This is a genomic window from Burkholderia sp. AU31652 (assembly GCF_002223155.1).
In the GTDB taxonomy this organism is placed as follows: domain Bacteria; phylum Pseudomonadota; class Gammaproteobacteria; order Burkholderiales; family Burkholderiaceae; genus Burkholderia.
In genome coordinates this window covers 985,880-1,012,206 of sequence record NZ_NKFG01000003.1, presented here as the reverse complement: position 1 = coordinate 1,012,206, position 26,327 = coordinate 985,880, and the positions used below count along the sequence as shown (strand labels likewise).

The 26,327-nt window shown below is 69.5% G+C and carries 25 protein-coding genes; 8 read left to right on the top strand and 17 right to left on the bottom strand.

Going from position 1 to position 26,327, the window contains the following annotated elements:
- Positions 1 to 17 precede the first annotated feature (17 nt).
- Entirely contained in the window at positions 18 to 428 is a 411-nt protein-coding gene (locus tag CFB40_RS37825) for a hypothetical protein (RefSeq protein ID WP_143329823.1), read from the top strand.
- Positions 425 to 1,447: a sensor domain-containing diguanylate cyclase gene (locus CFB40_RS07375; RefSeq protein WP_089430938.1), complete on the top strand. Its 1,023-nt coding sequence runs from the start codon at positions 425 to 427 to the stop codon at positions 1,445 to 1,447. The genes CFB40_RS37825 and CFB40_RS07375 overlap by 4 nt, the downstream gene beginning before the upstream one ends.
- A 43-nt stretch (positions 1,448 to 1,490) precedes the next feature.
- Here CFB40_RS07375 and CFB40_RS07370 read toward each other — a convergent pair whose 3' ends face one another.
- The 4 genes from CFB40_RS07370 to CFB40_RS07355 form a co-directional block, all read right to left on the bottom strand.
- The gene (locus tag CFB40_RS07370; protein ID WP_089430937.1) at positions 1,491 to 1,943 is read right to left on the bottom strand and encodes a hypothetical protein; all 453 of its coding nucleotides are present in this window, start codon (positions 1,941 to 1,943) and stop codon (positions 1,491 to 1,493) included.
- Positions 1,943 to 3,355 (bottom strand): phosphatase PAP2/dual specificity phosphatase family protein, encoded by a 1,413-nt coding sequence (locus CFB40_RS07365; protein ID WP_089430936.1) that lies wholly within the window; start codon positions 3,353 to 3,355, stop codon positions 1,943 to 1,945. Before CFB40_RS07365 ends, CFB40_RS07370 begins: the two co-directional genes overlap by 1 nt.
- Positions 3,352 to 5,121 (bottom strand): bifunctional alpha/beta hydrolase/class I SAM-dependent methyltransferase, encoded by a 1,770-nt coding sequence (locus CFB40_RS07360; RefSeq protein ID WP_089430935.1) that lies wholly within the window; start codon positions 5,119 to 5,121, stop codon positions 3,352 to 3,354. The genes CFB40_RS07365 and CFB40_RS07360 overlap by 4 nt, the downstream gene beginning before the upstream one ends.
- A 105-nt stretch (positions 5,122 to 5,226) precedes the next feature.
- On the bottom strand, positions 5,227 to 5,832 hold the full coding sequence (locus tag CFB40_RS07355) for a CDP-alcohol phosphatidyltransferase family protein (protein WP_089425120.1): 606 nt from the start codon (positions 5,830 to 5,832) through the stop codon (positions 5,227 to 5,229).
- 456 nt (positions 5,833 to 6,288) lie between these two features.
- Between CFB40_RS07355 and CFB40_RS07345 the strand changes: the two genes are divergently transcribed.
- The gene (locus CFB40_RS07345) at positions 6,289 to 6,921 is read left to right on the top strand and encodes a lysophospholipid acyltransferase family protein (protein ID WP_071334306.1); all 633 of its coding nucleotides are present in this window, start codon (positions 6,289 to 6,291) and stop codon (positions 6,919 to 6,921) included.
- Positions 6,922 to 6,958: 37 nt separating this feature from the next.
- On the top strand, positions 6,959 to 7,888 hold the full coding sequence (locus CFB40_RS07340) for a phosphatidate cytidylyltransferase (protein ID WP_089425119.1): 930 nt from the start codon (positions 6,959 to 6,961) through the stop codon (positions 7,886 to 7,888).
- Positions 7,889 to 7,930: 42 nt separating this feature from the next.
- Here the strand turns inward: CFB40_RS07340 and CFB40_RS07335 are convergent, their stop codons facing one another.
- Genes CFB40_RS07335 through CFB40_RS07320 form a run of 4 tightly spaced genes read right to left on the bottom strand, consistent with a single transcriptional unit; the run spans position 7,931 to position 13,039 of the window.
- The gene (locus tag CFB40_RS07335) at positions 7,931 to 8,737 is read right to left on the bottom strand and encodes a topoisomerase IV (protein ID WP_089430934.1); all 807 of its coding nucleotides are present in this window, start codon (positions 8,735 to 8,737) and stop codon (positions 7,931 to 7,933) included.
- A 60-nt stretch (positions 8,738 to 8,797) separates the two neighbouring features.
- Positions 8,798 to 9,469, bottom strand: a complete 672-nt coding sequence (locus CFB40_RS07330; protein ID WP_217481539.1) for a DUF1266 domain-containing protein — start codon at positions 9,467 to 9,469, stop codon at positions 8,798 to 8,800.
- Positions 9,470 to 9,482: 13 nt separating this feature from the next.
- On the bottom strand, positions 9,483 to 10,703 hold the full coding sequence (locus CFB40_RS07325) for a hypothetical protein (protein ID WP_089425117.1): 1,221 nt from the start codon (positions 10,701 to 10,703) through the stop codon (positions 9,483 to 9,485).
- Complete coding sequence (locus CFB40_RS07320) at positions 10,700 to 13,039, bottom strand: hypothetical protein (RefSeq protein WP_143329822.1); 2,340 nt, start codon at positions 13,037 to 13,039, stop codon at positions 10,700 to 10,702. The genes CFB40_RS07325 and CFB40_RS07320 overlap by 4 nt, the downstream gene beginning before the upstream one ends.
- A 224-nt stretch (positions 13,040 to 13,263) precedes the next feature.
- Between CFB40_RS07320 and CFB40_RS07315 the strand changes: the two genes are divergently transcribed.
- Together CFB40_RS07315 and CFB40_RS07310 are read left to right on the top strand one after the other, a co-directional pair.
- Entirely contained in the window at positions 13,264 to 14,061 is a 798-nt protein-coding gene (locus tag CFB40_RS07315; protein ID WP_089430932.1) for a response regulator transcription factor, read from the top strand.
- A gap of 178 nt (positions 14,062 to 14,239) precedes the next feature.
- Positions 14,240 to 15,061 carry a carbon-nitrogen hydrolase family protein gene (locus CFB40_RS07310; protein WP_089430931.1) on the top strand — a complete coding sequence of 274 codons (822 nt, stop codon included), beginning with the start codon at positions 14,240 to 14,242 and terminating at the stop codon, positions 15,059 to 15,061.
- A gap of 30 nt (positions 15,062 to 15,091) precedes the next feature.
- On the opposite strand, the gene CFB40_RS07305 is transcribed toward CFB40_RS07310, so the two are convergent.
- From CFB40_RS07305 to CFB40_RS07295, 3 genes are read right to left on the bottom strand one after another with little or no spacing between them, the layout of a single operon-like run.
- Positions 15,092 to 15,403 (bottom strand): AtuA-related protein, encoded by a 312-nt coding sequence (locus CFB40_RS07305; RefSeq protein WP_089425890.1) that lies wholly within the window; start codon positions 15,401 to 15,403, stop codon positions 15,092 to 15,094.
- Complete coding sequence (locus CFB40_RS07300) at positions 15,403 to 16,761, bottom strand: acyclic terpene utilization AtuA family protein (protein ID WP_089430930.1); 1,359 nt, start codon at positions 16,759 to 16,761, stop codon at positions 15,403 to 15,405. Before CFB40_RS07300 ends, CFB40_RS07305 begins: the two co-directional genes overlap by 1 nt.
- A 40-nt stretch (positions 16,762 to 16,801) precedes the next feature.
- Positions 16,802 to 18,100: a CitMHS family transporter gene (locus CFB40_RS07295; protein WP_089430929.1), complete on the bottom strand. Its 1,299-nt coding sequence runs from the start codon at positions 18,098 to 18,100 to the stop codon at positions 16,802 to 16,804.
- 97 nt (positions 18,101 to 18,197) lie between these two features.
- Between CFB40_RS07295 and CFB40_RS07290 the strand changes: the two genes are divergently transcribed.
- The gene (locus CFB40_RS07290) at positions 18,198 to 19,094 is read left to right on the top strand and encodes a LysR family transcriptional regulator (protein WP_089430928.1); all 897 of its coding nucleotides are present in this window, start codon (positions 18,198 to 18,200) and stop codon (positions 19,092 to 19,094) included.
- Between the two features lie 21 nt (positions 19,095 to 19,115).
- Here CFB40_RS07290 and CFB40_RS07285 read toward each other — a convergent pair whose 3' ends face one another.
- Positions 19,116 to 19,700 carry a flavin reductase family protein gene (locus CFB40_RS07285; protein WP_089430927.1) on the bottom strand — a complete coding sequence of 195 codons (585 nt, stop codon included), beginning with the start codon at positions 19,698 to 19,700 and terminating at the stop codon, positions 19,116 to 19,118.
- Between the two features lie 132 nt (positions 19,701 to 19,832).
- Entirely contained in the window at positions 19,833 to 20,258 is a 426-nt protein-coding gene (locus tag CFB40_RS07280; RefSeq protein WP_011351673.1) for a VOC family protein, read from the bottom strand.
- 112 nt (positions 20,259 to 20,370) lie between these two features.
- Here CFB40_RS07280 and CFB40_RS07275 point away from each other — a divergent pair, with 112 nt between their 5' ends.
- Entirely contained in the window at positions 20,371 to 21,246 is an 876-nt protein-coding gene (locus tag CFB40_RS07275) for a LysR family transcriptional regulator (protein ID WP_089430926.1), read from the top strand.
- Positions 21,247 to 21,261: 15 nt separating this feature from the next.
- Here CFB40_RS07275 and CFB40_RS07270 read toward each other — a convergent pair whose 3' ends face one another.
- From CFB40_RS07270 to CFB40_RS07255, 4 genes are all read right to left on the bottom strand, one after another.
- Complete coding sequence (locus tag CFB40_RS07270) at positions 21,262 to 22,041, bottom strand: hypothetical protein (RefSeq protein ID WP_089425108.1); 780 nt, start codon at positions 22,039 to 22,041, stop codon at positions 21,262 to 21,264.
- A 55-nt stretch (positions 22,042 to 22,096) separates the two neighbouring features.
- Positions 22,097 to 24,634 carry a TonB-dependent siderophore receptor gene (locus CFB40_RS07265; protein WP_089430925.1) on the bottom strand — a complete coding sequence of 846 codons (2,538 nt, stop codon included), beginning with the start codon at positions 24,632 to 24,634 and terminating at the stop codon, positions 22,097 to 22,099.
- A gap of 102 nt (positions 24,635 to 24,736) precedes the next feature.
- Complete coding sequence (locus tag CFB40_RS07260; RefSeq protein WP_089430924.1) at positions 24,737 to 25,723, bottom strand: FecR domain-containing protein; 987 nt, start codon at positions 25,721 to 25,723, stop codon at positions 24,737 to 24,739.
- Positions 25,724 to 25,726: 3 nt separating this feature from the next.
- Positions 25,727 to 26,236 carry a sigma-70 family RNA polymerase sigma factor gene (locus CFB40_RS07255; protein WP_089430923.1) on the bottom strand — a complete coding sequence of 170 codons (510 nt, stop codon included), beginning with the start codon at positions 26,234 to 26,236 and terminating at the stop codon, positions 25,727 to 25,729.
- Positions 26,237 to 26,327 lie beyond the last annotated feature (91 nt).

Here is a 26,327-nt window from a genome sequence, read left to right as displayed (position 1 = left end):
GCAAAGCAGCTATGCCCGTGAGTGAACATCCCCACTGCTTCCCTCATATGTATCCAACTGGCCTGATTCATTTATCGAAACGATGCGGCGATTTCTTTAATCGCACGGCATCGTGCTACGCGCGCCTGGCACCGGCACACGCCCATTCGTCACACTATCTCAAAAACAGGACAAAACTCACCACGATTCGCGACATTGAAGCGAAAAAACCTCAATCCGGTCGGAAATGCTGCGCGAGAGGGATGAATGGTAAGAATTGCGCCGTTGTCGCCCGGCAGGCCGAACGGCATACTGCCGGCGCGGATCGGCTGGCCGGCGGCGGTCCGTTGCAGACCACCACCCCGCCAAACGCGCGGCCGCGAGGCGGCGCGTATGCTACCGCAATCCGCGCTGCCGGACGTGCTTTCTTTCACGGAAAACTGACTTGAATCAAATCGTCGACACTGCCACCCCGTCCCCCGATACGCTGCTGCGCATCATCGCCGTGCAGACCGAGATCGCGAAGCTCGGCCTCGATCTCGGCAGCGTGATGGCCTACGTGGCCGAGCAGGTGCCGCAGCTCACCGGCGCGAGCGCCGCCGCGGTCGAATTCGCCGAGGGCGACGACATGGTGTACCGCGCCGCGTCGGGCACGGCCGCCGGGATGCTCGGCCTGCGGCTGCGGCGCTCGGGCAGCCTGTCGGGCCTGTGCGTGCAGCAAGGCGCGTTGCTGCACTGCATCGATTCGGAAACCGACCCGCGCGTCGACCGCGACGCCTGCCGCCGGGTCGGCCTGCGCTCGATGCTCGTGATGCCGCTCACCCATGCCGACACGACCGTCGGCGTGCTGAAAGTGATGTCGCCGGAAGTCGACGGCTTTTCGCAGGCCGACGCGGCCACGCTGCGGCTGACGGCCGACCTGATCGCCGCCGCGATGTTCCACGCGGCGCGCAACGAGGCGAACGAACTGTACCTGCGCGCGACACACGACGCGCTCACGGGCCTGCCCAACCGCGCGCTGTTCTACGACCGCCTGCGGCAGTCGATGCACACGACGCTGCGCGCGAACGGCCGGCTCGGCATCCTCAACATCGACATGGACGGGCTGAAGCCGATCAACGACGGGTTCGGCCATCGCGCGGGCGACGCGGCGCTGCGCGAGATCGCCACGCGGATGCAGGGGGCGGTGCGGCGCTCGGACACGGTCGCGCGCATCGGCGGCGACGAATTCGCGGTGATCCTGCCGAACATCGGCAATCGCGACGATGCGCATGCGCAAAGCACGCGGCTCGCGCGCCAGGTCGGTGAACCGTTCGAATTCGAGGGGCGCCCGATGCGGCTCGGCGTCAGCGTCGGGATCGCGCTGCTGCCCGACGACGGCACCGACATGAACGCGCTGATCGAGCACGCGGACCAGGCGATGTATGAAGTGAAACGCACGCGGTCGCAGCGGGTCGCTCACGCGTAACGCGGCTCGACCAGCCGGCGGCGGCGGCTGCCTTGAACGGGCGCTAGCCGATCTGCGGAACGGCGATCGCGAGCCCGACCACGAGCCACTGGACGATCGCGACGAGCACACTGGCCCGGCACAGCCCGACCGCACCGCGCACGCGTGCGTCGAGTGCGCGCCCGGCCTTCGACGCATCGATCCAGCCGAGATCGGCGAGTGCGCGGTCGAGCGCCGCGAGGCCGTCGTCGACCGATCCGTCGCCCGCCGCCGCACGCGCGAGCGCGGCGAACAGCCGGCGGTCGATCTCGATGCGCACCGCGTACCACAGCGCCACGATCCCCGACCCGGTGCTGACCACCGCCAGCAGCACGCGGGCGATCGTCGCCGGCGCCCAGCCCGACGCGATCCACCAGCCGGCGCCGGCCGCGGCCAGCGCGGCCGCGATCGCCCACGCACCCGCATCGAGCGCGCCGCGCGCGGCGGCAATCCTGAATGGCGCGGACGGGTCGCGCATCACGCGCCTCCCGCGCCGCGACGGCGATCGATCCACTGCTGCAGCACGGCCACGCCGTCGTCCGACCACACCGCATGCGGCCGCACCGCACGCACCGCGGCCAGCGCGTCGCGCGCATCGCCGAGCCCGCGTCGCGCCGCCAGCCACGCGGCCGCGCACAGCACGCTGCGCCCGTAGCCGAGCGCGCAGCAGACCAGCACGTCGCGCCCTTCCCTGTGCAGGCTTTCGAGCGCCGCGACGGCCTGCGCGAGTTGCCCGGCCGTCGGCGCGACGAGATCGAGCTGCGGCACGGTCGCATACGCGAGCGACGCATCCACCGACGCCCAGCGCGGCATTTCGGCGGTCAGGTCGACCAGCGCCGTGAAGCCGTGGCGGCGCACGTCGCGTGTCGTCGGCGTACGCCCGATCGACACGCGTTCGTCGATCCGCACCGGCGCCGGCTGCCGGAACGTCCACAGCCGCGAATTGATGAACGCGCCCGCAATCGTCGGCGCGAGCAGCCAGCGCATGACGACCGGGAACCGCCCGAACGCGTCCTTCTGGAAGGCGCCGGGCGCGCCGCGCCGGTAGATCCACGCGACACAGGCGAGCGCCAGCGCGACCCACCCGGCCGCCAGCGCCCAGCCGGGCGCGCGCGGCACGCACCCGAGCGCCACGAGCGCGAGCGCCGCCGCGCCAAGCGCATAGCGGCGCGCGAGCGCACGGCCGGCCGCGCCCGGCGACGCATCGGCGCCCGGCAGCCGGCCCGCGGCATCGCGCAGCGGAAACAGGAACAGCGCGAGACAGCCGACGGCCGCGCCGGTCGGCACGTCGATCGCGTGATGCTGGTAGGTGGTCAGCACCGACACGCCGATCGCCGCGAACCACAGGTGCAGCACGCCGCGCGCGAGCGTGCCGCGCAGGTGCTTCGCATACACGGCCCACAGCACGACGAGCAACCCGATGTGCAGCGACGGCGCCTGGTTGAACGGCTTGTCGAAGCCCATCAGTAGCGTGAACAGCGCACCGGCCACGCCGCCGGCGTCGGGCCGCTCGAACCCGAAGCGCAGCGGCCACGCGATGAAGCACGCGACCGAGATCAGCTGCACGGTCAACAGCCGCTTCACGTGATCGAGCAGGTCGGCGCGGCGCGTCCAGAAAAAGAACGACAGCGCATACAGCAGGTCGATCGACCAGTACGGCACGATCGTCCACGGCACGAACGGGATCGCGTGCTCCCAGCCGAACGCGAAGGTCGGCACCGCCACGCGGCGCGCGGCGAGCCAGTTCGCGAAGCCGTAGGTCGAGAAGAACACGGCCCCCATCACCGCGAGCCAGCCGAAACGCAGCGCGAACGACGCGTCGCGCGCGCCGGCGCCGGCCGCCGGGGCCGGTTCGGCGAGGTCGCTCGCGCCGCCGCCGAGCGCGCTCATGACGCGTCGACCCGCTGCGCGAGGCTGACCGTGAAGATGCCCATTTCGTCGATCCGCTGGTCGAGCTTGCGGAAGCCCGCGCGCGCGACGAGCTCGTCCATCTCGGCCTGCGAGCGGCGGCGCATCACCCAGGTCGCTTCGCCGCGGTGATTGTTCAGCGCACGGGCGATGAACTCGAGCTGCGGATGCCACGGCTGCCCCGTATAGACGAGATAGCCGCCCGGCGGTACGGCCTGCGCGAGCCCGCGCAGCGAGCGCTCGATCAGCGCGTTCTCGCCGAACAGCTCGTAGAGGCCCGACACGATCGCGAGCGTCGGACGCGGCTCGAGCGTCGCGAGCGATGCCTCGTCGAACGCGTCGCCGCGCTCGAAGCGCGCGATCGACTCGAGGCCGCGCTGCGCGATCAGCACGCGCCCGGCCTCGACGTTCGGCGGGCTGTAGTCGCGCAGCGTGATGTCGTCGGGCGCCGCGCCGTCGCGCTCGGCGGCCGACGCGATCGCGTCGAGCACGTAGCGCCCGTGCCCGGCCGCGATGTCGACGATCCGCACCGGTGCGCCGTGGCCGCGCAGGCGGCCGATCGCCGCGCCGATCAGCTCCTGCAGATGCACCTTGCGCTGGCGGATGCCGACCCAGCCCGGCGAATCGAGATAGGTGCGGTCGATCAGCGCGCCGACGCCGAGCCGCCCTTGCGCGCGGTTGCGGTACACGTAGTCGAGTGTCGAGCCCGAATCGAAGCCGAGGCGCAGCCCGAGCGCGATGCCGTCCGACAGCGCGCCGCCGGCCTTCAGGCCGGCGCGCGTGAGCGCCCAGTACGCCCGCGCGAACGCATTCGCGGGCGGCCGGCCGAGCGCCGCGTATTCGTCGTGGAACGCGCCGCGCCGGTCGGCGTCGGCGAGCGACACGCGCGGGCTCGGCGCATCGAATTCGCGCAGCACGAATGCACGCAGCGGGGCGAGCGCCTGCGCGCGGTCGCGTTCGCCGAGCGTGTCGTGATAGAAGCCCGGCAGCACGATGCGCTCCTTGCGCGCGGCGCCGAGGCGTTCGAAGAAGCGGTCCTGCGGGCCGCGATGCACGACCCAGTCGGCGCCGGAGATCAGCAGCTGCGTCGGCACGGTGATCGCGGCCGCGTCGGCGACGATCCGCTGCGCGGTGTCGTGCAGGTCGAGCAGCATGTTGACCGCGATCGGCCGCGTGATCAGCGGATCGGACGCATAGCTCGCGATCCGCTCGGGATCGTGCGTGAGGAATTTCGGCTTCACGTAGCTGTTCACGTAGAACAGCCCGCGCAGCTTGTGCATCAACCGCAGGCCCTGCCGCGCGAACGGCACGTAGAGCTTGATGTGGAACGCCGGCGATGCGACGACGAGCGCGCGGATCGGCGGCGCGTAGTCGTGCGCCCAGGTGGCCGCGAGCACCGCGCCGACGCTCTGGCCGACCACCGCCATGTCCTCGATCGCGATGCCGTGCGAGTCGCGGATATGTTCGACGAAGGTCTGCAGGTCGCGCACCGACGCGGCCGCGCTCGGGCTGTAGCCGCGCGCGCCGGGCGAGCGGCCGTGGCCGCGCGCATCCCATGCGAAAAATGCGAAATCGGGCAGGTCGAGCTCGTCGACCAGGTGCGCGACGCGCGCCGAGTGTTCGTGGCCGCGGTGCAGCAACACGATGGCGCCGCGGCAGCGCGGGCCCGTGGCGGGCCAGTGACGATAGAACAGCGTTTCGCCGTCGTGCGTGATGAAGTCGGCCTCGCGGGCCATGCGTGCGCTCATGCGTTTCTCTCTCGTTTCGTTATTCGAATCTTGGTGCGCCGCCCTCCGGCGCCCGGTACCGCAACTGTGTTGACGACTGTTTCACCCGCCGCTTCAACTGCCCTTTCAACCGCCCTTTTCCGCGATGCCGGCCTGCACGCGCCGCACCACGGTCACGATCGACAGCACGATCAGCAGGCGCCACAGCCAGACGGCGACGCCGCCGACCGGAAAGCCGAGTCCGATCCACAGCGCGAACGCGCCGAGCGCGAGCGCACGGTCGCTCTTGCCGAACGGGCCGTCGTAGCGGCGGCTCACGCCGACCAGCGGGCCGATCAGCCCCGCGCATTCGACGATCACCGCCGTCAGCGCGAACAGCCAGACGTCTGCCGGAGCGAACGCGGAAATCGCGAGAAACGGCAGCACCAGCGCGACATCGGACACGACGTCGCCGAGCTCGTTCAGGTACGCGCCAAGCGTGCTCTTCTGGCCGTGCTCGCGTGCGAGCATCCCGTCGATCGCGTTGAGCGCCATGCGCGCGAACAGCCACAGCGGGATCAGCAGGAACAGCGCGCGGGCAAACACGCCGAGGCCGGCGAGCGCGCCGACGACGATCGAGCCGCCGGCCGCGAACAGCGTGACCTGGTTGGCCGTCACGCCGCGTTCCGCGAGCGAGTTCGCGAACGGGCGCAGGGTGTTCTGGAATTTGGGTTTGAGTGCGTAGAGGCTCATCGTTTTATTTGCGCGGCACAGTCGGATACATTTCCCGCCGCCATGCCCCGGGCGGCGAAACGGCCTTGGACGGCCTTCCATGGACGGCCCTCATCGTCGCCGAGCGGCCCCGATGCGTCAAGCACGCGCCCGGCCCGCACGCGCGGCGCCAATCTGGCGTTTTTGACGGAAACTCGCGATAATCCGCTGGCCCGATCGCAGCGAGATCCATTCGAACTGCAAACGGGCACGCGTGCAACAGCCGATTATCACGCCGCCGACCGGCGCATTCGCCGCGACGCAACAGCGTATGACGGCGACTCGTCCGATTATCGCGGACCTGCGACAGGCAGCCACGAATTTGAAAAAATTTAAACAAGGGCCGTCCGGCGCGCATCCTGCCGCGCCGGCATTCCGGGGTCCCGCCCGCCGCTCATGCGCAGCGGGCCATGCAGGCACGCAGGAGGCGCAGCGCCGATGAACATCCTCAACGTCTGGCAGCGCGATTTCCTGCTGTCCATCGTGCGGCTCGTCGCCGGTGCGTATCCGGTCTGGCATCAGGCGCCGCCGTCCCCGACGCAGAAGATCTACTTCTCGAACCACACGAGCCACATCGACACGCTCGCGATCCTCGCCGCGCTGCCGCGCAACGTGCGCGCGGTCGTGCGGCCGGTCGCCGCGCGCGACTACTGGGACAGCAGCGACATGAAGCGCCACATCGCGCAGAAGCTGCTGAACGTCGTGCTGATCGACCGCCACCGCGAATCCGGCGGTGACCCGCTCGACCCGGTGCGCGACGCGCTCAAGCAGGGCCATTCGATCATCATCTTCCCGGAAGGCACGCGCGGCGCCGAGATCCTGCCGCAGCCGTTCAAGAGCGGGCTGTTCCACCTCGCGACCGAGTTTCCGGACGTCGCGCTCGCGCCCGTCTATCTCGAGAACCTGCAGCGGATCATGCCGAAGGGCGCGATCTGGCCGGTGCCGCTGATCTGCAAGGTGCACTTCGGCGCGAACGAACAGCGCGGCGCCGACGAGGACAAGCCGACGTTCCTCGCCCGCATGCGCGACGCGGTCGTCGCGCTCGCGCCGCCGCAGCGGCCGGCCGGCTGAACGCGGCGCTCTCTTCTCCCTTTTCCGGATATCAATAATGCGAACCATTTTCTGGGAACTGGTCGCGGGCGTCACGGGCGTGCTCGTCGTCGCGACCGTGATCGGTGCGATCCTCGGCGCACGCAGCGGCGGCACCAGCGCGACCATCGTCAACCTGAACCAGCGCATCCGTGCGTGGTGGGCGATGATCGCGATCATGGCCATCGCGATCGGCCTCGGCAACAACATCACCTATCTCGTGTTCGCGGTGCTGTCCTACCTGACGCTGCGCGAATTCATCACGCTCACGCCCACCACGCCGAGCGACCATACGACGCTGTTCATCGCGTTCTTCGTCGCGATCCCCGTGCAATACCTGCTGCTCGGGATCAACTGGTACGGGATGTATTCGATCTTCGTGCCCGTGCACCTGTTCTTCGCGATGTCGCTCGTGTCGGCACTCACGCAGGACACGCGCGACTTCCTGAGCCGCAACGCGAAGATCAACTGGGCGCTGATGGTGTGCGTGTACGGGCTGAGCCATGCGCCGGCCGTGCTGATCCTCGACATTCCGCACTACGCGGGGCAGAACGCGCTGCTGCTGTTCTTCTTCCTGTTCGTCGTGCAGATCAGCGACGTGCTGCAGTACGTGGTCGGCAAGCTGTTCGGCAAGCGCAAGATCGCACCGCAGCTGTCGCCGTCGAAGACGATCGAGGGTTTCATCGGCGGCGGCCTGCTGGCCACGCTGTGCGGCGCCTCGCTGTATCGCGTGACGCCGTTCAGCTTCGGGTCGGCGTTCGGCATCTCGCTCGCGATCGTGATCGCGGGCTTCGTCGGCGGCCTCGTGCTGTCGGCCGTCAAGCGCTCGCTCGGCACCAAGGACTGGGGCTCGATGATCGCGGGCCACGGCGGGATGCTCGATCGCGTCGACTCGATCTGCTTCGCCGCGCCGGTGTTCTTCCACCTCGTGCGGTATCTGTACGTGTGATGCGCGGGCGGCGCCACGCCGCCCGTTCCTGCGCGCGATGGATCAGTACCCTTCGCGCAAGGCCTTCGGCACGACGTAGCGGCCACGCGCCGCGTCGAACTTCACCGTATGGCGCGCGTGGATCGTCCTGTCGCCGCGCGTGCCCGTTTCCGTGACCGTCAGCGGATAGACGTCGCCGGCGCCGGTCAGGTCCGGCGCGATCTCGAAGCGGCGTTCCTCGCAGCGCGCCCGCGCGTGCGCGCATTCGGTCGACTCCGCGTTGTCGAGCGCCTCGTCGATGCGCGCCGCCGCCAGCACCAGTGCATTGCCGACCGGCAGCCAGATCGCGCGGAAGCGTTGCGAATAGCCTTGCCGCGTGTCGCTTTCGCCGATGACGAACCCGAACAGATGCGGCCCGAGCCGCTCGATACGCACCGTGCCCGGCTCGCCGCGCCCGCCCGACGCGATCTCCGTTTTCTTCATGACCGGCTCGAGCGTCTTGCCGTCCGCCGCCGGTTTCAGCACGTACAGGTCGATCGTGCCGGTCGTCGCGTCCGTATCCATGCCCGGCATCCCGTTCTGCACGGCCGCCTCGGTCTCGCCGCACATCGCGAGCAGCGTGCGCGGGCCCTCCGCGGTCGCGACGCGCAGCGAGCCGCATGGTGCATAGACAAGATCGTCCCCGTCCGCCTGCCAGCCCTTGCGGTCCGCACGCCAGTTGCCATAGCTGTCGTGGATGAACGTGCGCAGCAGCCGGTCGGCCACCGCCGGCTCGATCGCGTGCGCCGCAGCCGGCAACGTCAACGCCGGCACCGCACACGCAGCGGACAGCCCCAGGCGTCGCACCAGGGGAGGAATGGATGAAATCATGTCGGCGTCGCCAGGAATGAGAAACGGTGCGGGAAGCAAACGGCCAGCGGCATCACGGCATCAACGCGGTTGCGCGACCGGCTCGGGATCGAACGCCGCCAGCCCCGGCCACGCCGCGTGCCCCCATGCACCGCCACCCGGTGCGAGCCAGCCTTGCAGCGTCGCGTCGTCGAACGCCTTGCCGAACGGATCGGCGCGAAATCCCGCCACCCACTGCCTGCGGCCCGCGACGTACGCGTGGCCGAAATCCGTCCAGCTGTCGAAGCAGTCCTGGGCGCGCTGCGCGTTGAGCAACAACACGCGCCAGGCGGTGTCCGGCTCGGTCCAGCCCATCAGCATCGCCACGCGCGCGAGGAACGCCATCCGCGCACAGGCGAACGCGAGCGCCGCACGCGGGTCGTCGGTCGGCCGCAGCGCATGCAGGTCGGCGCGAAACCACTGCGTCTCGAGCACGCGCGCCAGGTGCGCGCGCGCATCGTCGTCCGTCGCGTCGGTGCGCAACTCCATCTGGTGCAGCATCTGGGCACGCAGGAACTTGCGCGACGTGTCGTTCAGGTGGCTCGTGTCCGCATCGTCGAAACCCGAGAATCCCGTCGCTTCCACGTACGGGTGCGCGAGCAGCAGCGCCCAGTGCTTGCGGGCCGGCAACGCCGAATAGCGCCCACCGCGCCGGCGGAAGTAGCGCACGATGCGCCACAGCACGAACAGCGCAACGATCAACTTGAATATCATGGTCTTCGCCCCGTCATTGCGCGGCACCGACGCCACGCGGCGCGTCGTAGCCGGGCCAGCGCACGCCCTCGGTGGCAAAGGCAGGCTGCGCGTCGTCCGGCCGTGCGGACGGCACCGCCGGCGCCAGCGTCGCGCGCACCGCGTAACGCACCGAACCGGCACGCGGCGGCCGCGCGTGCAGCAGTTCAGGCTGCCGCGCGGCGACCAGCCACTCGACGGTCGGCGTCGGCTCGGCGAGCCGTCCGAACAATTGCGGATGGCGCGCGACGAGCCGTGCTTGCGACGCGGCATCCGTCACGTCCTCGATCCTGCACCACCCCGACGGCGTATGGACGACGCCGAGCGCGATGCAGTCGGGCGGCGTGCGATCCGTCGTCCCCAGCGCATTCAGGCAGGCCAGCACGTCGTCGACGTAGCGCTCGACCGGCGGCCGGTTCTGCTTGCCCTTGACCTGATCGACGTCGAGGCTGCCGTCCGCCTGCACCGCGACGCTGATCGTGATGTGCGGCTGGCCGCCCGCATCCCGAAAGCTCAGCAACCGCAGCGTGCGCGCCTCGATCGCTTCCGCATAGCGCCCGCCGTAGCCGCCCGTCAGCGCTTGCCGGTCGGCGAACTGGCCGAGGCAATGGCGCATCACGTAACTCTCGAACGCCATTTCGGCGCGCAGCAGCGCGCTGTCGGGCAGGAATTCGACAAAGCGCCCGTTGGCGGTTTCGCACCACGTGCGCAGCGCATCGGGCTGGCTCTCGCGCCAGCCGCGCGCGATCCGGTCCGCCATCTCCGCATGCTCGCGTTCCCACATCGCGAGCGCCTGCGGGCAATTGACACGGTCGAGCTTGCCCTCGAGCCCGGTGCCCTTGCGCGATTCGAGAAACTCGACGAGCGTGGTTTCGAGTGCGAGAAGGTGCGGATCGGCCGGGTCGACCCAGACGACAGGGGCCTGCCGGCCGGCGTCGCCCTCGCCGATCGTCTTCGCGCCGGGCCCGAAGCGCCGCGCGACCCACGCCGGCGGCGCGGCCTGGCCGAGCGCCTGCCGCGCCTCGTCGAGCGACCCGATCGTGCGCGCGGGCTCGAAGTTGGCGACGACATGCCGGTAGAAATGATTGAGCAGCCACGCGCGCACCGCGTCGGCATCGCCCCGCGCGGTGCTGCGCGCGGCGATCGCCGCTTTCAGCGCATCGGCGTTCAGCGCGTTGCGCGGCGCGTAGCCGGCCCGCCGATCGACGGCCGTCATTGCCAGAACTTCCACCAGCGCTTGTTCGGCGCGGCGGTCGCTGAATCCGGCGAGGCCGGCGCATCGGCCTCGCGGATCCGTCGCTCGATCACGTCCTCCATCAGGTCGAGCGGTTCCGCAGCGTGCCGGTTGCCGGCAAGCACACGCTCGTAGAAATACTTCGCATCCGACCGGCGGCCCAGTTCGTATGCCGCGTCGGCAGCCCGGAGCAGGACATCCAGATCGTGCGACGCATCGGCCTGCCCGCGCGCGGCGTCGTACAGCGCCGACGCCTGATCCGGATGCGATGCCGCCATGTGGGAGGCGAACACGAAGCGGGCGATCAGCGCTTCGTCGGGCAGGCTGCCGTCGACCTGATCGTGTTCGCGCTGCCAGCCGACGAGGCGTTCGAGCCAGATCGGCAGTTCGTTGCAACGATCGAGGCGATACAGCGCGCGCACCACGTCGCGCACGTACCAGTTCGGGTCATGCCGGCTGAAACCGTATTCGGCGGCGTAATGCCAGAGCTGCTCGGCGGCCTCGACCATCTCGTCGTCCTTGCCCTGGCAGGCGAGCACGTAGCGGACACCGGAGTAATGCTCGGCAAACGAGCTCGCCGCAATCCCGTTGCGATGCAGGACCAGCGCCTCGTCGTAACGGTCCTCGTCGCGGTAGAGAATCGCGAGGTTGTTGCAGAGCATCGAATACAGGTGCGCACAAGAATCGTACGGGTGCCCCTTGCCGGTCTCGAAGAAGCGCTCCATGCACGCACGGCCCTGCTCGTACGCGGCGATCCGCAGGCGCTGAAGGTCGGCACGCACCGGCGCCCGTTCCGCGGCCGGCAGTGCCTCGATCGCCTCCTCGACCCGGTCCTCGATCCAGCCCGAGAATGCGTAGCTCCACAAGCCGCTGCGCAGCGACGGCGGCGGCAGTCTCAGCGCGGCGGCGACCCCCAGCGCGCGTATGCGCGCCTCGGTCAGCGTGAACGCGGTGCGGTTGTCGTGCATCTCGCCTTCCTGCGCGGCCGCGAACAGGCGCGCGGCCTGGGTCGTCGCATCGATGCGGCCGGTTTCGCCGTCGTAGACCGCCGCGAGCCGCGCGATCCACGGATGGCCGGGCGCGCGCCGCAGCGCGACCTCGCGCGCGGCGTCGGCGATCGCGTAGCGCAACGCGTCGCCCTCGAGCGAGCCGAGCGCGGCAAAGATCTCGCCGTGGGTCGGCGAACGCGCGGCCAGCGCGTCGGGCTGTTCCGCGCCGAGTTCGACGAGCCGTTCGAGCGTCGGCGCGAAACCGGCTGCGCGCATCGCACACAGCGGCCACCAGACCGATGTGTCGGTCGGCTCGGCGAGGCGTGCGTGGATGATCTGCCCCACCCGGTCGAGCATGCTGCTTTCGATCTGGTACACGTGGAAGAACGCGCGGCGCCCCGCGTCGTCGAAGCGACCCGCCTCGAGCAGCCACGGCAGTTCGTATTCGATGAAGTCGTCGCCGCCGTCCGACTCGAGGCTGTGACTCGCCATCTCGCACCGGGCGAGCGCGCCGTCGAGATCGCCTTGCGCATGTGCCGCCCGCGCGGCAAGCCGCGCCAGCCTCACCTCGGCCTCGCGGCGCGGCGGCAGTGCCCAGTCGGCGATGCGCGACTCGACGGCCCGGCGAATCGTGTCGAACTGCAGCGGCGCAATCTCGATCATCGCCCGGCCGATCCGCAGCCAGTCATCGGCGTCGATGTCCTGGTCCGCACCTGCCGATGCGATGGCCGCCACCGCGGCCTCGGCCGCCGCCCGCGCGTCGTCGTCCCGGCCAAGCCGCCGCAAGGCCCACGCACGCAGGCATTGCCGGTTCGCTTCGTCCCAGGCGCGAAACGCGGCGCGGTCGGCCAGTGCGCCATTCAATGCGTGACGCAGTTCGATCGCGTCGAGCGCGTGCTCCGCGTGGTCGTATTCCAGCGTATCGAGAATGCGGGCGCGGACGAAGCGATCGGCATCGAGCGTCGGCGACGTGCGCACGACGTCATGCATCTCGCCGATCGCGTGGGTGACGGCGTCGTTCTCGCCCAGGTGCCGGGCGATCTGCAACCGGTACAGCGCGAGTTGCATGCGGATGTCGGGCCGCGCGTCGGGCGGCGCCGCGTCGTGCACGCCTGCGCCGTCGTCGTCGAGCACGGCGCGTGCAGCGGCCGGATCGCCGGCGTGCATCCAGAGCGTGTGCAGGCGCTCGATCGCGTCGAGCGAATCGGCACGCAACGGCTGGGCCCGCAGTCTTGCCGCAAGGTCGCTCTCGCGGCTCGAGTCGCTTTCTTCGAGATCGGCTTCGAGCCGGTTCATCAGCGTGTCGAGCGACTGGCCCGTCAAAGGCATCGTTGTCATATCGTTATGAGTCTTGGTCTTGGTATAGGCACTGGGGGCAACGGCTACCCCCCTCTCGGAATCGCGATAGCTTATCAGGAGACGGAGGCGGTGCGCGGCCTCGCCATTCGCGTCGTCCGGCGTTACGATCTCGTTCTTCATTCCCGGATCCGGTCGATGCGCATGGCGCGACGGCGCGATGCGTCCCGACCGGTCCCGCCCGACCCGGAACACGCATGAACCTCACGTTGCAGGACGTCGCCTGGCACCGCTCGGTCGGGCGGCTCATCGAGTCGCTCGACCAGCCGGGCTTCTGGCTGGCGCTGATCCGGCTGATCGAGGAATACGTCGCGGTCGACAGCTGGGTCGCGCTGACGTTCGGCGACGGCCGCCCGCAGGTGTTCGCCGAATGCCCGTACGAAGGCGGCGGCCCCGACCCGCTGTTCCGCGACTACGTGCAGGGCCTGTACCAGCTCGACCCGTTCTACATCGCGAACCGCGACGCGCCCAAGAGCGGCCTGTTCCGGCTGTCCGACGTCGCGCCCGAATGCTTCCGCGATACCGAGTACTACACGCTCTATTTCACGCACAACGTCGTCGAGGACGAGGTGCAGTTCAACGTCGTGCTCGACGATGCGCGCACGCTGTGCCTGTCGCTCGGCAGCAAGCGGCGCTTCGGCCCCGAGCAGGTGGCGCTGCTCGACCTGATCCGGCCATGGGTGGCCGGTCTGATGCGGCAGCGGCTCGCGTTCGAGCCGGCCGCCGTCGAAGCCGCGGTGCCGCCGCGGGCCGGCACGCGTACGCAGGACGGCTTCGAGCGCGCCATGGCGCGGCTCGGCACGCCGCTCACCGCGCGCGAACTCGACGTGATCCGGCTGATCCTGAGCGGGCGCTCGAACAAGGAAGTCGCGAACAAGCTGGCGATATCCGCCGAAACGGTCAAGGTCCATCGCCGCAACATCTACGGGAAGCTCGCCATCAACTCGCAATCGGAGCTGTTCTCGCTGTTCCTGAACGCGCAAACCGGCACCTGACACGCATCGCGGGCCGCGCGTGCCGGTGCTCGCCGGCACCGGCGGCGTCACAGATCAATACCCCCGAAGGGTTAACGCGCCGGCGGGATGGGAAATCCGCCGCTTCGGCGCATACTGGGGCCTCCTTACCCACCCTTCCGGCGCCACCGGCGACGGGCCCCTGCTTACCGACATCGCCATGAAACTGAAGCTCGATATCGTCCAGCTCGCCGGTCGCGACGGCGACACGCCCTACAACCTGCAACGCACGCTCGACGCGATCGCAACCTGCGCACCGGGCACCGACATCGTGATGTTCCCGGAAGCGCAGCTCACCGGCTTCCTCGATCCGTCGAATCTCGCGGAATGCGCCGAGCCGCTCGATGGCCCGAGCGTCGGCGCGGTCATGGCAGCCGCACGCGCACGCGATGTGGCGGTCGTGGTCGGGCTGATCGAAAACGACGGCGGCCGCTTCTACAACACGACCGTCTTCGTCACGCCGGACGGCATCGCGCTGCGCTATCGCAAGACGCATCTGTGGGTGAGCGAGCACGGCGTCGTGCTGCCCGGCGACCGTTTCGCGACGATCGAATGGCGCGGCGTGCGGATCGGCCTGCTGATCTGCTACGACAACGAATTCCCCGAAACCGGCCGCGCGCTCGCCGCGCTCGGCGCCGAGCTGATCCTCATCACCGACGGCAACATGGAGCCGTACCGCCCCGTCCACCGCACGTCGGCCACGGCGCGGGCGATGGAGAACCAGGTGTTCGCAGTGGTCGCCAACCGCGTCGGCGGCAGCGCGCACGACATCGTGTTCGCGGGCGGCAGCCTCGCGGCCGATCCGTTCGGCAACCTGATCTTCGAGGCCGGCAATACCGAATCGCGTCATGCGGTCGAACTCGATTTCGACCAGCTCGCCGCGTCGCGCGCGGTCTACGACTATCGCCGCGATCAGCGCCTGCGCATCGCAGGCGAACGCATCGAGCATGCCAACGGCCTGCGCGAACTGCTGATTCCTTAAGCGGCTGCCCGCCTCCGGCGGCGACATCCGTCACGCCGGGGCGGGCACCTCGATCGCCAGCAGCGCCGAACTGACCGACTTGCCGTGCGCGTCGAGCGCGAGCGAGCGCGTGACGCCGCCGCCGAGCGCATCGCGCAGCACGAAATTGAATGCGCCGAGCGCCGGCAGTTCATAGCGCACGACGTCGCCGTGCACGATGCCCGCGAGCCACGCCTTCACGGCGTCGGCATCCAGATGCGTGCGCAGGTGATCGTAATGACGCGGATCGTGGCAGATGACCGACACGTTCAGCGTATTACCCTTGTCGCCGGTGCGCGCATGCGCGAGTTCACGCAGTTGCATCATGCCTCCACGAATGAAAACGACGGCGTCACGGCCGCGCGCGGCAGCAGCACCGACTGCACCGCGATCACCTCGCGCGTCGACTTGAACGCGCCGCCGCCGCCGGCCGGCCCGTTCGTATAGAGCGTCTCGACTTCGTTGCCGATGCGCGCGGCTTCGGCGGCGCTCGCCGCACGGCCGGCCACCCGCACGCGCACCTCGGCCGGCTCGCCGCGCACGGCCGGCGTCGCGTCGCCATACAGCGCATCGGCACCGATCAGGTCGAAGCGCAACTCGGTCGCGGCGACGCCGGTCAATGCCAACCGCTCGCGAACGATCTCGAGCGCGAGACGCGCGCGTTCGAGCGCGCCCGGCCCGCCGTACGAGATCTGGCCTTCACCGATCCAGCCGTCGACATAAGCCACCGATACCTTCAGCGTATCGGGCCGCGCGGTGCCGCGCCCGCCCGTCACGCGCACGCGATCGGTCGCCTCCTCGGCGACGGTGACCTGCGTGAAATCCGCGACGACATCGGGCTGCAGATACCGCGCCGGATCGTGAATCTCGTAGAGCAGCTGTTCCTTGCAGGTCGCCGCGCTCACGCGGCCGCCCGCGTGCGGCACCTTGGTGATCACGAGCGTGCCGTCGGCCGCGACTTCGCCGATCGGAAACCCGAGGCGCGCGAGGTTCGGCACATCCTTGTAGCCGGGATCGGCGAAATAGCCGCCCGTCACCTGCCCCGCGCATTCGAGCAGGTGGCCGACGACCGTCGCGGCGCCAAGCGTGTCCCAGTCGTCCATCCGCCAGCCGAACGCGTGGATCAGCGGCGCGGCGAACAGCGACGGATCGGCGACGCGCCCGGTCAGCACGACGTCCGCGCCGGCCGCGAGCGCATCGACGATCGGCGCGGCGCCGAGGTACGCGTTCGCGGACACGATGCGGTCGCGATACGCGGCGACGTCGTCGCCCGATTCCTCGAAGCGGAATGCGCCGCGCAGCACGACGTCGAGCACGTCGTCGCCTTCGACCGCCGCGACCTTCAGCTTCGCGAAACCCAGCGATTGCGCGATTTGCGCGGTGCGCCGCGCGGCCGCACGCGGATTCGCCGCACCCATGTTCGACACGATGCGCACGCCCTTCGGCACGGCGACCGGCAGCACCGCCTGCATCCGCGCGTCGAGCAGCGGGTCGTAGCCGAGTGCCGGGTCCTGGCGCCGCGCCTGCTGCGCGATCGCGATCGTGCGCTCGGCCAGGCATTCGAAGACGAGATAGTCGAGCTGCCCGTGTTCGGCCAGTTCGACCGCGGGCTCGATCCGGTCGCCCGAGTAGCCGGCGCCCGCGCCGATGCGCACGCGCCGTTCAGGTTGCTTTGCTGTCATGTCCGTACCGTCGTCCGGCGGCGGTCACCGCCGGGAAAGATCAAAAGATGCCCAGCACGACGCACGCGATCGTCATCACGATCGAGGCGCCGAACAGCAGCGGGAACGTGAATTTCTGGTGCTCGGCCAGCTCGATGCCGCACAGGCCGACGACGAGGAAGGTCGCGGGCGTCAGCGGGCTGACCGGGAACCCGGTCGTCATCTGGCCGAGCAACGCAGCCTGCCCGACCTGCACGGCCGGCACGCCGAGCTGGCCGGCCACTTCCGCGATCACGGGCAGCACGCCGAAATAGAACGAATCGGGATCGAACAGCATGCTGAGCGGCATCGACGCGAGGCCGAGCACCACCGGGATGTGGCCGGCCATCGACGGCGGCACGAAGCCGACCGCCGCCTGCGCCATCGCCTTCAGCATTCCGCTGCCCTGCATGATCCCCGTGAACACGCCGGCCGCGAGCAGGATGCCGGCCATCATCAGCGCGGCGCGCGCATGCGCGTCGATGCGCTTTCTCTGCATGTCGACGTCCGGGTAGTTCACCATCAGCGCGATGCACAGGCCGACCATGAACATGATCGCGGGCGGGATCTTCTCGCCCATCACGACCATCGTGCCGAGCACGACGAGCGTCAGCACCAGGTTGAACCAGAACAGGTGCGGCCGGCGCAGCGCCTGCTCGTCGGGCGTCAGCTCGCGCTTCGGCAGCGGGATCGACGCATCGTCGCGCGACAGGCCGAGCCGCTTCTCCTCGCGCCGCCCGAGCCAGTACGCGACGCCGAACACGAACACGAGCCCGATCGCCTGCACCGGGATCAGCGGATTGAACAGCGCCGAGACCGGCAGGTGCAGCGACGCCGACGCGCGGATCATCGGCCCCGTCCACGGCAGGAAGTTGATGCCCGCGGCCATCGACACCGCGGCGGCCAGCACGCGCCGGTCCATCTTCAGCCGGTCGTACAGCGGCAGCACGGCCGGAATCGTCACGAGGAAGCAGACGGCGCCCGAGCCGTCGAGGTGAATCAGCAGCGCGAGCAGCGTCGTCCCCATCACGATACGCGTGGGCCGCGTGCCGACCGCGCGCAGGATGCGGTCGATGATCGGGTCGAGCGTGCCGGCGTCGGTGATCGTCCCGAAATAGAGGATCGCGAACACGAACATCCCGACGACGGGCGCGAGCCCCTTCAGCCCGTCGATGACGAACTTGCTGGTGTGCAGCCCGAAGCCGCCGATCAGCGACGCGGCGATCGGCACGATGATCAGCGCGACGAGCGGCGACATCCGCTTCGACAGAATCGCGGCCAGCAGCACGACGATCGTGCCCAGCCCGAGTAACGGCAGCATCCGTGTCTCCTACCTTGTCTTTTGTTGGAGACGAGCGTAAGGTCGGCGCAGCGATAGCACAATTGAAATGATTTGATCGCAGCAATCACGAACCGTTATGGATCTGAATCTTCGCGACATTCGCGCGTTCGTCACCGTCGCGCAGGCCGGCAACTTCACGCGTGCGGCCGCACGCCTGCATCTGTCGCAGCCGGCGCTGACCGTGCAGATCCGCCGGCTCGAGGAGATCGTCGGCGCGCGCCTGTTTGACCGCAACAGCCGCAGCGTCGCGCTCACGCAGACCGGGCGCGAGCTGCTGCCGCTGCTGCAACACTCGCTCGACGACATGGAGCGCGTGCTGCGCGACGCGCGTGCGCTCGGCGAAGGCACGAGCGGCACGGTGCGGCTCGCGTGCCTGCCGACCTTCGCGTCCAGCGTGCTGCCCGAGCTGATCCAGTCGTTCCGGCGCGAGGTGCCGCTTGCGGGCTTCGAGATCCGCGACGGCGTCGCGAGCCTCGTCACGGCGCTCGTGCGCAACGAGGAAGCCGATCTCGGCTTGACGGGTGGCGACACCTTCGATGCGTCGCTGGAGGTGCTGTATGCGGGCGCCGACCAGCTCGTCGCCGTGTGCCCGAAGGATCATCCGCTCGCGCGCAAGCGCCGCTTGACCACTGCGGACGTCGCAGCCGTGCCGCTCGTGCTCACCGCACGGGGTACGAGCGTGCGCAGCGTCGTCGATGCCGCGCTGGACGCGGCCGGCTGCACGCCCGCCATTGCGTGCGAGCCGACCTACATGATGACGGCCGTCGCGATGGTGCGCGGCGGGCTCGGCGTGACGATCCTGCCGGCAACCGCGCGCGAGGTGCGCGCCGAGCCCGAGCTGGTCGCGAAGCCGATCGACGACCCCGCGTTCGTGCGGCCGATCGCGCTCGTCACGAAGCGCGGCCGCACGCTGCCGCGCGTCGCGCAGGCGTTCGCCGAAGCCATGCTGACGGAATTGAACAAGCGCGCGTGAACCGCGCGCCCGGATCGGTGCTTACTTCGCGTCCGGATCGACGTGCAGCGATTCGCCGATCGCATAGAAATTGCCGCCCGCGATGTAGTGCAGGCTGCGCAGCGCCGGATCGGCCGATTCGAAATACCAGTGGCCGTCGCGGAACACGCGCGTGTCGGACCACGCCGCGACCACCTCGCCGATGAACAGGTCGTAGGTCTGCTGGTTGTGCGGCTCCGGAACCAGCCTGCACGCGAGCCAGCCGGAACAGCCGGCGACGAACGGCAGGTCGTGGCCTTCGACGTCGAACAGCGTGACACCCGCTTCGCGCAGCTTGTCGGGGCGCTCCGCGAGACTGTGGCTGCCGACCGCATGCGTGAGCCGCAGCTGCGCGGCCGTCGGCACCTGGATCACGAACGTACCGCTGCGCTCGACGAGCTCGCGCGTCTTCGCGGTCTTGTCGAGCACGACCGTCAGCTTCGGCGGCAGGAAATCCAGCGCGCACGCCCAGGCGGCAGCCATCACGTTGTCGACGCCATCGTGGCGGGCCGACACGAGCACGGTCGGGCCGTGGTTGAGGAGACGGTAGGCCTTCTTCAGCTCCACCGGAGCGATGTGACTGTCCATACGGGTTCCTTGGAGAACGGCTCGCACGGACGGATGCCGTGCGGCGCGGCGCCGGCCGGTGCGCAGGCGCGCAACCGGGCCGGAGGCCGCATTCTCGCACCCAATGTCAATCGGCGCTGACCGCGCCGCCGGTCACTTCGCGAACAACTGGCCGATATCGCGGAACGCCTTGAACTCGAGCGCGTTGCCGCACGGATCGAACAGGAACATCGTCGCCTGTTCGCCGACCTGCCCCTGGAACCGCACATACGGCTCGATCACGAAGGTCACGCCGAACGACTTCAGCCGCTCGGCCAGCGCTTCCCAGCTCGGCCAGTCGAGCACGATCCCGAAATGCGGCACCGGCACGTCGTGACCGTCCACCGCGTTCGTATGCGCGCCTTCCTGCGACGCGGTCTTCGGATGCTCGTGAATCACGAGCTGGTGCCCGTAGAAGTCGAAGTCGACCCACTGCGCGCTCGAGCGCCCCTCTGCCAGCCCGAACACACGGCCGTAGAAATCGCGCGCGGCCGGCAGGTCGTAGACGGGAATCGCCAGGTGAAACGGGGAAAGACTCATGGTGGCCTCGTGATGGAACGCTCGCGTGGCGCGAGGACGGCACCATGGTAGTCAAGGTCAAGCAGAAATTAAATCAATATATAGTTGCGTCATTCACAAACGAAATTGATGAATGATCCGCGAACTGAAAACCCTCGTCGCCGTCGCCCGGGAAGGCACGTTCGCCGCGGCCGGCAACCGTATCGGGCTCACGCAGGCGGCCGTGAGCGCGCAGATGCAGCGGCTCGAAGCGGAACTCGGCTTCGCGCTGTTCGACCGGCAAGGCCGCTCGGCGCGGCTCAACGAGATGGGTCATCACGTGCTCGACCAGGCGCAGGCGCTGATCGGTCTGTACGAGAACCTGAGCTCGACGTCGCCCGGCTCGCCGGCCGCCGTGCGCGTGACGATCGGCGCGATCGCGTCGGTGCAGAGCGCGCTGTTGCCGGCCGCGCTCGCCGATTTCCATCGCCGCGATCCCGCGTGCCGGACGCGCGTGATCCCGGGGCTGTCGATCGAGCTGGTCAACCGGGTGGACGCCGGTGAAATCGACATGGCCGCGATCATCCGGCCGCCGTTTTCGCTGCAGAGCGACCTGCACTGGACGACCCTCGTGCAGGAACCGTTCCGGCTGATCGTGCCGCGCAGCGTGAAGGGCAAGGACTGGGCCGAGCTGCTCGCGCGCGAGCCGTTCGTGCGCTACGACCGCGCGTCGTTCGGCGGCCGACAGGTCGACCGCTTCCTGAGGAAGATGCATATCGCGGTGCGTGACACGTGTGAGCTCGACGAGCTCGACGCGATCGTCAAGCTGGTCGAGAACGGCGTCGGCGTCGCAATCGTCCCGCAGACCGCCGTGTATCGCCGCTGGCCGGCCGGCGTACGCGCGATCGACCTCGGGCATCACACGTTCCACCGCGACATCGGGCTCGTGCATCGCGCGCGGCGCACGATGTCGGAGCCGGCGCAGAAGCTCGCGCAACTGATCGAAGCGGCGGCACGGCAGCCGGCCTAGCGCCGGCGTTGCCGATCAGCGCCGCCCGGCCGCCCAGTCGACGGCCGCGTCGAACAGCGCGACACCGGCCGGCGACAGGTTCACGAACGTGTCGTTGTCGAGGAAGAACATCACGCGACGCGCGGGCGCGAGCGCTTCGTAGTCCATCGTCGCACCCTTCTCGTACGCGAAGATCGCGGCCTTGTCGGGCTGGCCATACACGGTCGCGATCGTGATCGCGCCGAGCCCCGGCTTGCCCCAGCTCATCGGCGCCTGCTTGCCGTACACGTTCGTCGCGCCGGCCGGCAGCCCGGCCGCGATCGGGTGCGGTGCATTGACGAGCCACAGGTAGCGCTCCTTGCCCGTTTCGCCGAAGTCGACGTCGTGGCGCTTGCCCGTCATCGCGAGATCGTCGAGCAGGTCGTTTTCCCAGGTCACGAGCGGCTTGTCGAGCGTGCGCCAGCCGGGTCGCACGTTCTTCGACGACACCGTCGACGAAATCACGACCAGGTCGGCATCGCGCGCCGCATCGGGCGTCGACGACTCGTCGATCAGGCGCACCGCGTAGCCGCGCTCGCCGAGATGCTGGACGATGCGTTCGTCGACCTTCAGGTTCGGCCCGCGCAGCTGCACGAGCATCGCGACGCGCGTCACGGCCTGTGGTGCATCGGCCGCCAATGCAGGCGTAGCGGCACCTGCGCCGAGGCCGAGGCCCGCGCCGATCGCGAGCACCGAGCCCGCGATCGCGCGCATTGCGCGGCGCCGAGCGCTCGCGGCCACGGCGCGCACGGCGCCGGTCTTCATGTTCCGGTTCATCTGGATCTTCTCCGAAGCCGCGCGCCGCCGTGACGGCCGCGCGGCGATTGCATGGTCAGAATTGCAGCGTGGTGAGCAGCGACACCTGTCGCGCATCGCCGATCGCGACGAAGTAACGGTTCGCGCTCGACGGGTAGTACGTGCGATTGAAGAGGTTCTTCACGTTGAGCTGGAACGACAGCTTCTGCTTGCCGATCCGCGTGTCGTACGTGGCGAATGCGTCGGCGAGCACGTACGACGGCAGCGTGAAGCTGTTCGCCGAATCGCCGGGCCGCGCGCCGACGTAGCGCATGTCCGCGCCGATGCGCAGGTCGTCGCCGCCGGCCACCGTGCCGAAGTCGTAGACGGCCGCGAGCGACGCGGTGTGACGCGCGACGTTCCACAGCTGGTTGCCCGCGTACAGCGGATCCTCGGTCGTCTTCGCGTCGATGTACGCGTAGCTCGCGATCACGTTCACGCGCTCGCCGATCTTGCCCGACACGTCGAGCTCGATCCCGCGCGAGCGCGCCTTGCCCGACGTGCGCCAGTCGGTCAGCTTGGTTGCGTCGTTGTACTGCGACACGAGCACGTTCTTCTTGTCGATGTTGAAGAGCGCGAGCGTGCCCGTCATGCCGCCCGGCAGGTCGAGCTTGCCGCCCACTTCCCACGCGGTCGCTTCCTCGGGCGGCGTCGCACCGTCGATGATGTAGCCCGTCATCGGCGCGATCGACGACGACGGCTTCAGCGATTGCGAATAGCTGCCGTACAGCGAGAACGTGTCGGTCCACTTGTAGACGACACCCGCGCGCGGCAGCCACTTCGAGCCGCTGAGATCGGTGTTCGCGACGAACGGCCGCCCGCGCCCCGCGACCTGGTTGTACGTGATGTAGCGCAACCCGCCGGACACGATCCACTTGTCGGTCAGGTGGATCGTGTCCTGCACGAACGCCGACGCATCGTGCAGCGTGTCGGTCTGGTCGCTGTCGCTCGCGGACACCGTGCTCGACGGCGGCAGCAGCCCATAGACGGGGTTGAGATAGCTGAACGGCGTCTTCACGGCCTGCCGCAGCATGTCCTTGCGGTAGATGCGGCGGTATTCGGTATCGAAGCCGACCTGCACGTCGTGCCGCATCCCGCCCAGCATCAGCTTGCCGTTCACGTAGCCGATCCCGTAGCTGTCGGTGCTGAGCGAGCCGTGCGTCGCGTCGTTGCTGCGCGTCATCGTGCCCTTCACCGGATCGACACCGGTCGTGCGCAACTGGTTCGCGTCGTAGGTCTCGCGGTTGTAGCTGTAGCCGAAATGCGCGCTCCAGTCCGCGTTGAACTGGTGATCGACGCTCACCTGCGCGAGGTGCGATTCGCCGTCCATGTTGTTGAACGGCTCGTCGATGCGCCGCCGCGCGGGAATGTCGAGCGGCGCGTTGGTGCGCGGGTCGAGCGCGGTGCCGCGATCGAACGGCGAATGGAATTTCCGGTACTGGTAGGACACCGCGACCTGCGTATCGCGGCCGTACCACGCGAGCGACGGCGCGACGAAGGTCTGCCGGTATTCGCCGAAGTTGCGCCAGTACTGCTCGTTCGACTGGTCGACGATCAGCCGGTACGCGAGCCGCGAATCGCCGACCGGCCCGGTCGAATCGAAGGTCGCGCTGCCGCCGTTCTTGCCGTGCCCGAACGTCGACGCGCCGAGCGAGATCGCGTTGTAGCGCTTGAGCTGCGGCTGCTTGGTGACGACGTTGACCACGCCGCCCGGGTCCATCAGCCCGTACAGCAGCGACGTCGGCCCCTTCAGCACCTCGACGCTGTCGACCGCCGCGTTGAACGCGCGCCCCTGCACGAGCGGCATCCCGTTCTGCATGACCGATCCGTCGCGGTTGCCGCCGAAGCCGCGCTTCATGATCGTGTCCTGCGTGCCTGCGAGCGTGTTGCCCTGCGTGATGCCGCTGACGTTGCCGAGCGCATCGTCCAGGTTGCGCGGCCGCTGGTCGCGCAGCACCTGCGCGGGCACGATGTTGACGGCCTGCGCGGTGTCGAGCAGCGGGATCTCGGAACGCAGCACGCCCGCTTCCTTCGGCGCGCGATAGCTTTCGGCGCGCAGCGCGCGGGTGCGCACATTGATCGCGGGCAACTCGGCGCCCGCCGCGACGCCGGCCGCCGCGGGCCGTGCGACCGAACCGTCCGCGCGCTTGAGCGTGTAACCGCCGCCCGATTGCCGCAACGCGACGAGCCCGGTGCCCGCGAGCAGGCGGTCGAGCGCGCCGTCGACGTCGAAGCGCCCCTGCACGCCGCCGCTCGTCAGGCCGGCGGTCAGTTCCGCCGGAAACGCGAGCAGGATGCCCGCGTCGCGGCCGAACCGGTTCAGCGCCGCTTCGAGCGGCCCGGCCGGAATGTCGAACGCACGGCGCGCCGCGCGCTGCACGGCCGGCGCCGCATCGGTGTCGGTGTCGGCCAGCGCGGGCAGCGGCAGCAGCGCCGACACCAGGACGGCGCCGGCCAGCCGGCGCGCGAGGCGACCCGGCGCGGCCGATGCGGCGGATGCGGCCGGGCGCGACGCGCGCGGCAGATGTCGGGCAGGCGCCGGACGGCGCCGATACGTGAGACGGATGGAAACCATGATCGGGAGGTCGGTGGACGATGGGCCAGTGCTGCTTTCACTACCCCTGTCACGCGAACATCGAGAAACAGCTCAGGTCAGCGGAAATATTTTTTGAAACGCTCACGAACGGGCCGGCACGACCGTCGCCCAGTAGCGCGTCAGGTAGTGAACGTCGATCGGCAGCGTCGCCTTCAATGTATCGAGCACGCGCGCGGGATCGTCGAGCGGATAGGTGCCCGACACGCGCAGGTCGGCCACGGCCGCGTCGCAGCGCAGGCTGCCGCGGCGGTAACGATCGAGCTCGGCGACGAGGTCGGCCAGCCGCATGCGCGACGCGACGAGCATGCCGCCCGTCCACGCGGACGCATACGCATCGAGCGGCGACGGCGCACCGATCGTGTCGCGCGTGAAATCCGCGCCCTCTCCGGCTGCGATCACGCGCGCGTCGGCCATCGCATCGTCGGGCTGCACGCGCACGGCACCGGCGAACACCTCGATGCGGGTCGCGCCGTCGCGCTGCCGCACCGCGAAGCGCGTGCCGAGCGGCCGCAGTTCGCCCTGTGCCGTCGCGACGACCAGCGGCCGCGCGGGCACGCGTTCGTCGCGGCCGCTCGTCACCATGATCGTGCCGCGCAAGAGGCGCAGGCCGCGCGCCGTATCGTCGAAGCGCACGTCGAGCGCCGTGTCGGTATCGAGGACGACGACCGTGCGATCCGCGAGCGTCACCGTGCGCCGCTCGCCGACCGCCGTGCGCAGGTCCGCCGGCCAGATCGCCGCGCGCCGCGCGGGTTCGGCCATCCATGCGGCACCGCCCGCGCACAGCAGCACGGCCAGCGCCTTCACGGCCGCGCGGCGGCGGCCCGCCCGCGGCGGCAGCAGCGCCGCCTGCGCGGCCTGCGGGTCGAGCCCGGCCGCCAGCCCGCCGAACCGGCGCTGCATCGCTTCGATATGACGCCATGCCACGTCGTGCGCCGGATCCTCGGCGCGCCAGCGCGCGAGCGCGGCATCGAACGCTTCGTCGGTGCGGCCGGCCTGCCGGTCGACCCACCATTCCACCGCGCGCCGCGCCACTTGCGGCGGCACCACCGGCGCTCCCGGGGCGGCCATCGGTCAGGCCGCCATCGCGAAGAAGCACTGCGTGCCGGCCTTCACGAGATAGCGCTTCACCGTCGCCAGCGACACGCCGAGTTCGCGCGCGATCTCGGCCTGCGTGAGCCCGTCGAGCTGCGCGAGCAGGAACGCCCGCTTCGCGGCGAGCGGCAGGCCGTCGAGCAGCTGGTCGATTTCGAGCAGCGTCTCGAGCACGACGGCCCGCTCCTCCGGCGACGGCGCATGCGCTTCGGGGCGCAGTGCGAGCGCATCGAGATACGCGCGCTCGATCTGCTCGCGCCGCCAGTGATTGCTCAGCACGCGCTGCGCGACCGTCGTCAGGAACGCGCGCGGCTCGTCGGCGCCGATCGGCTCGTCGCGCGCAAGCAGGCGCATGAACGTGTCGTGCGCGAGATCGGCCGCGCGGTGCGCGCAACCGAGCTTCCGGCTCAACCAGCCGCGCAGCCACGCGTGATGGCCGGTGTAGAGGGCGTCGATTTCTCGATGGAGAGACAGCTTGTCAGCAGACATGGCCGGGTTCCGGGAGGCGCAGGCGTCAACGATTTTGTAAATGAGAATGATTATTATATACAAAACCAGATCGGCGACCGGCGTTTCGGTG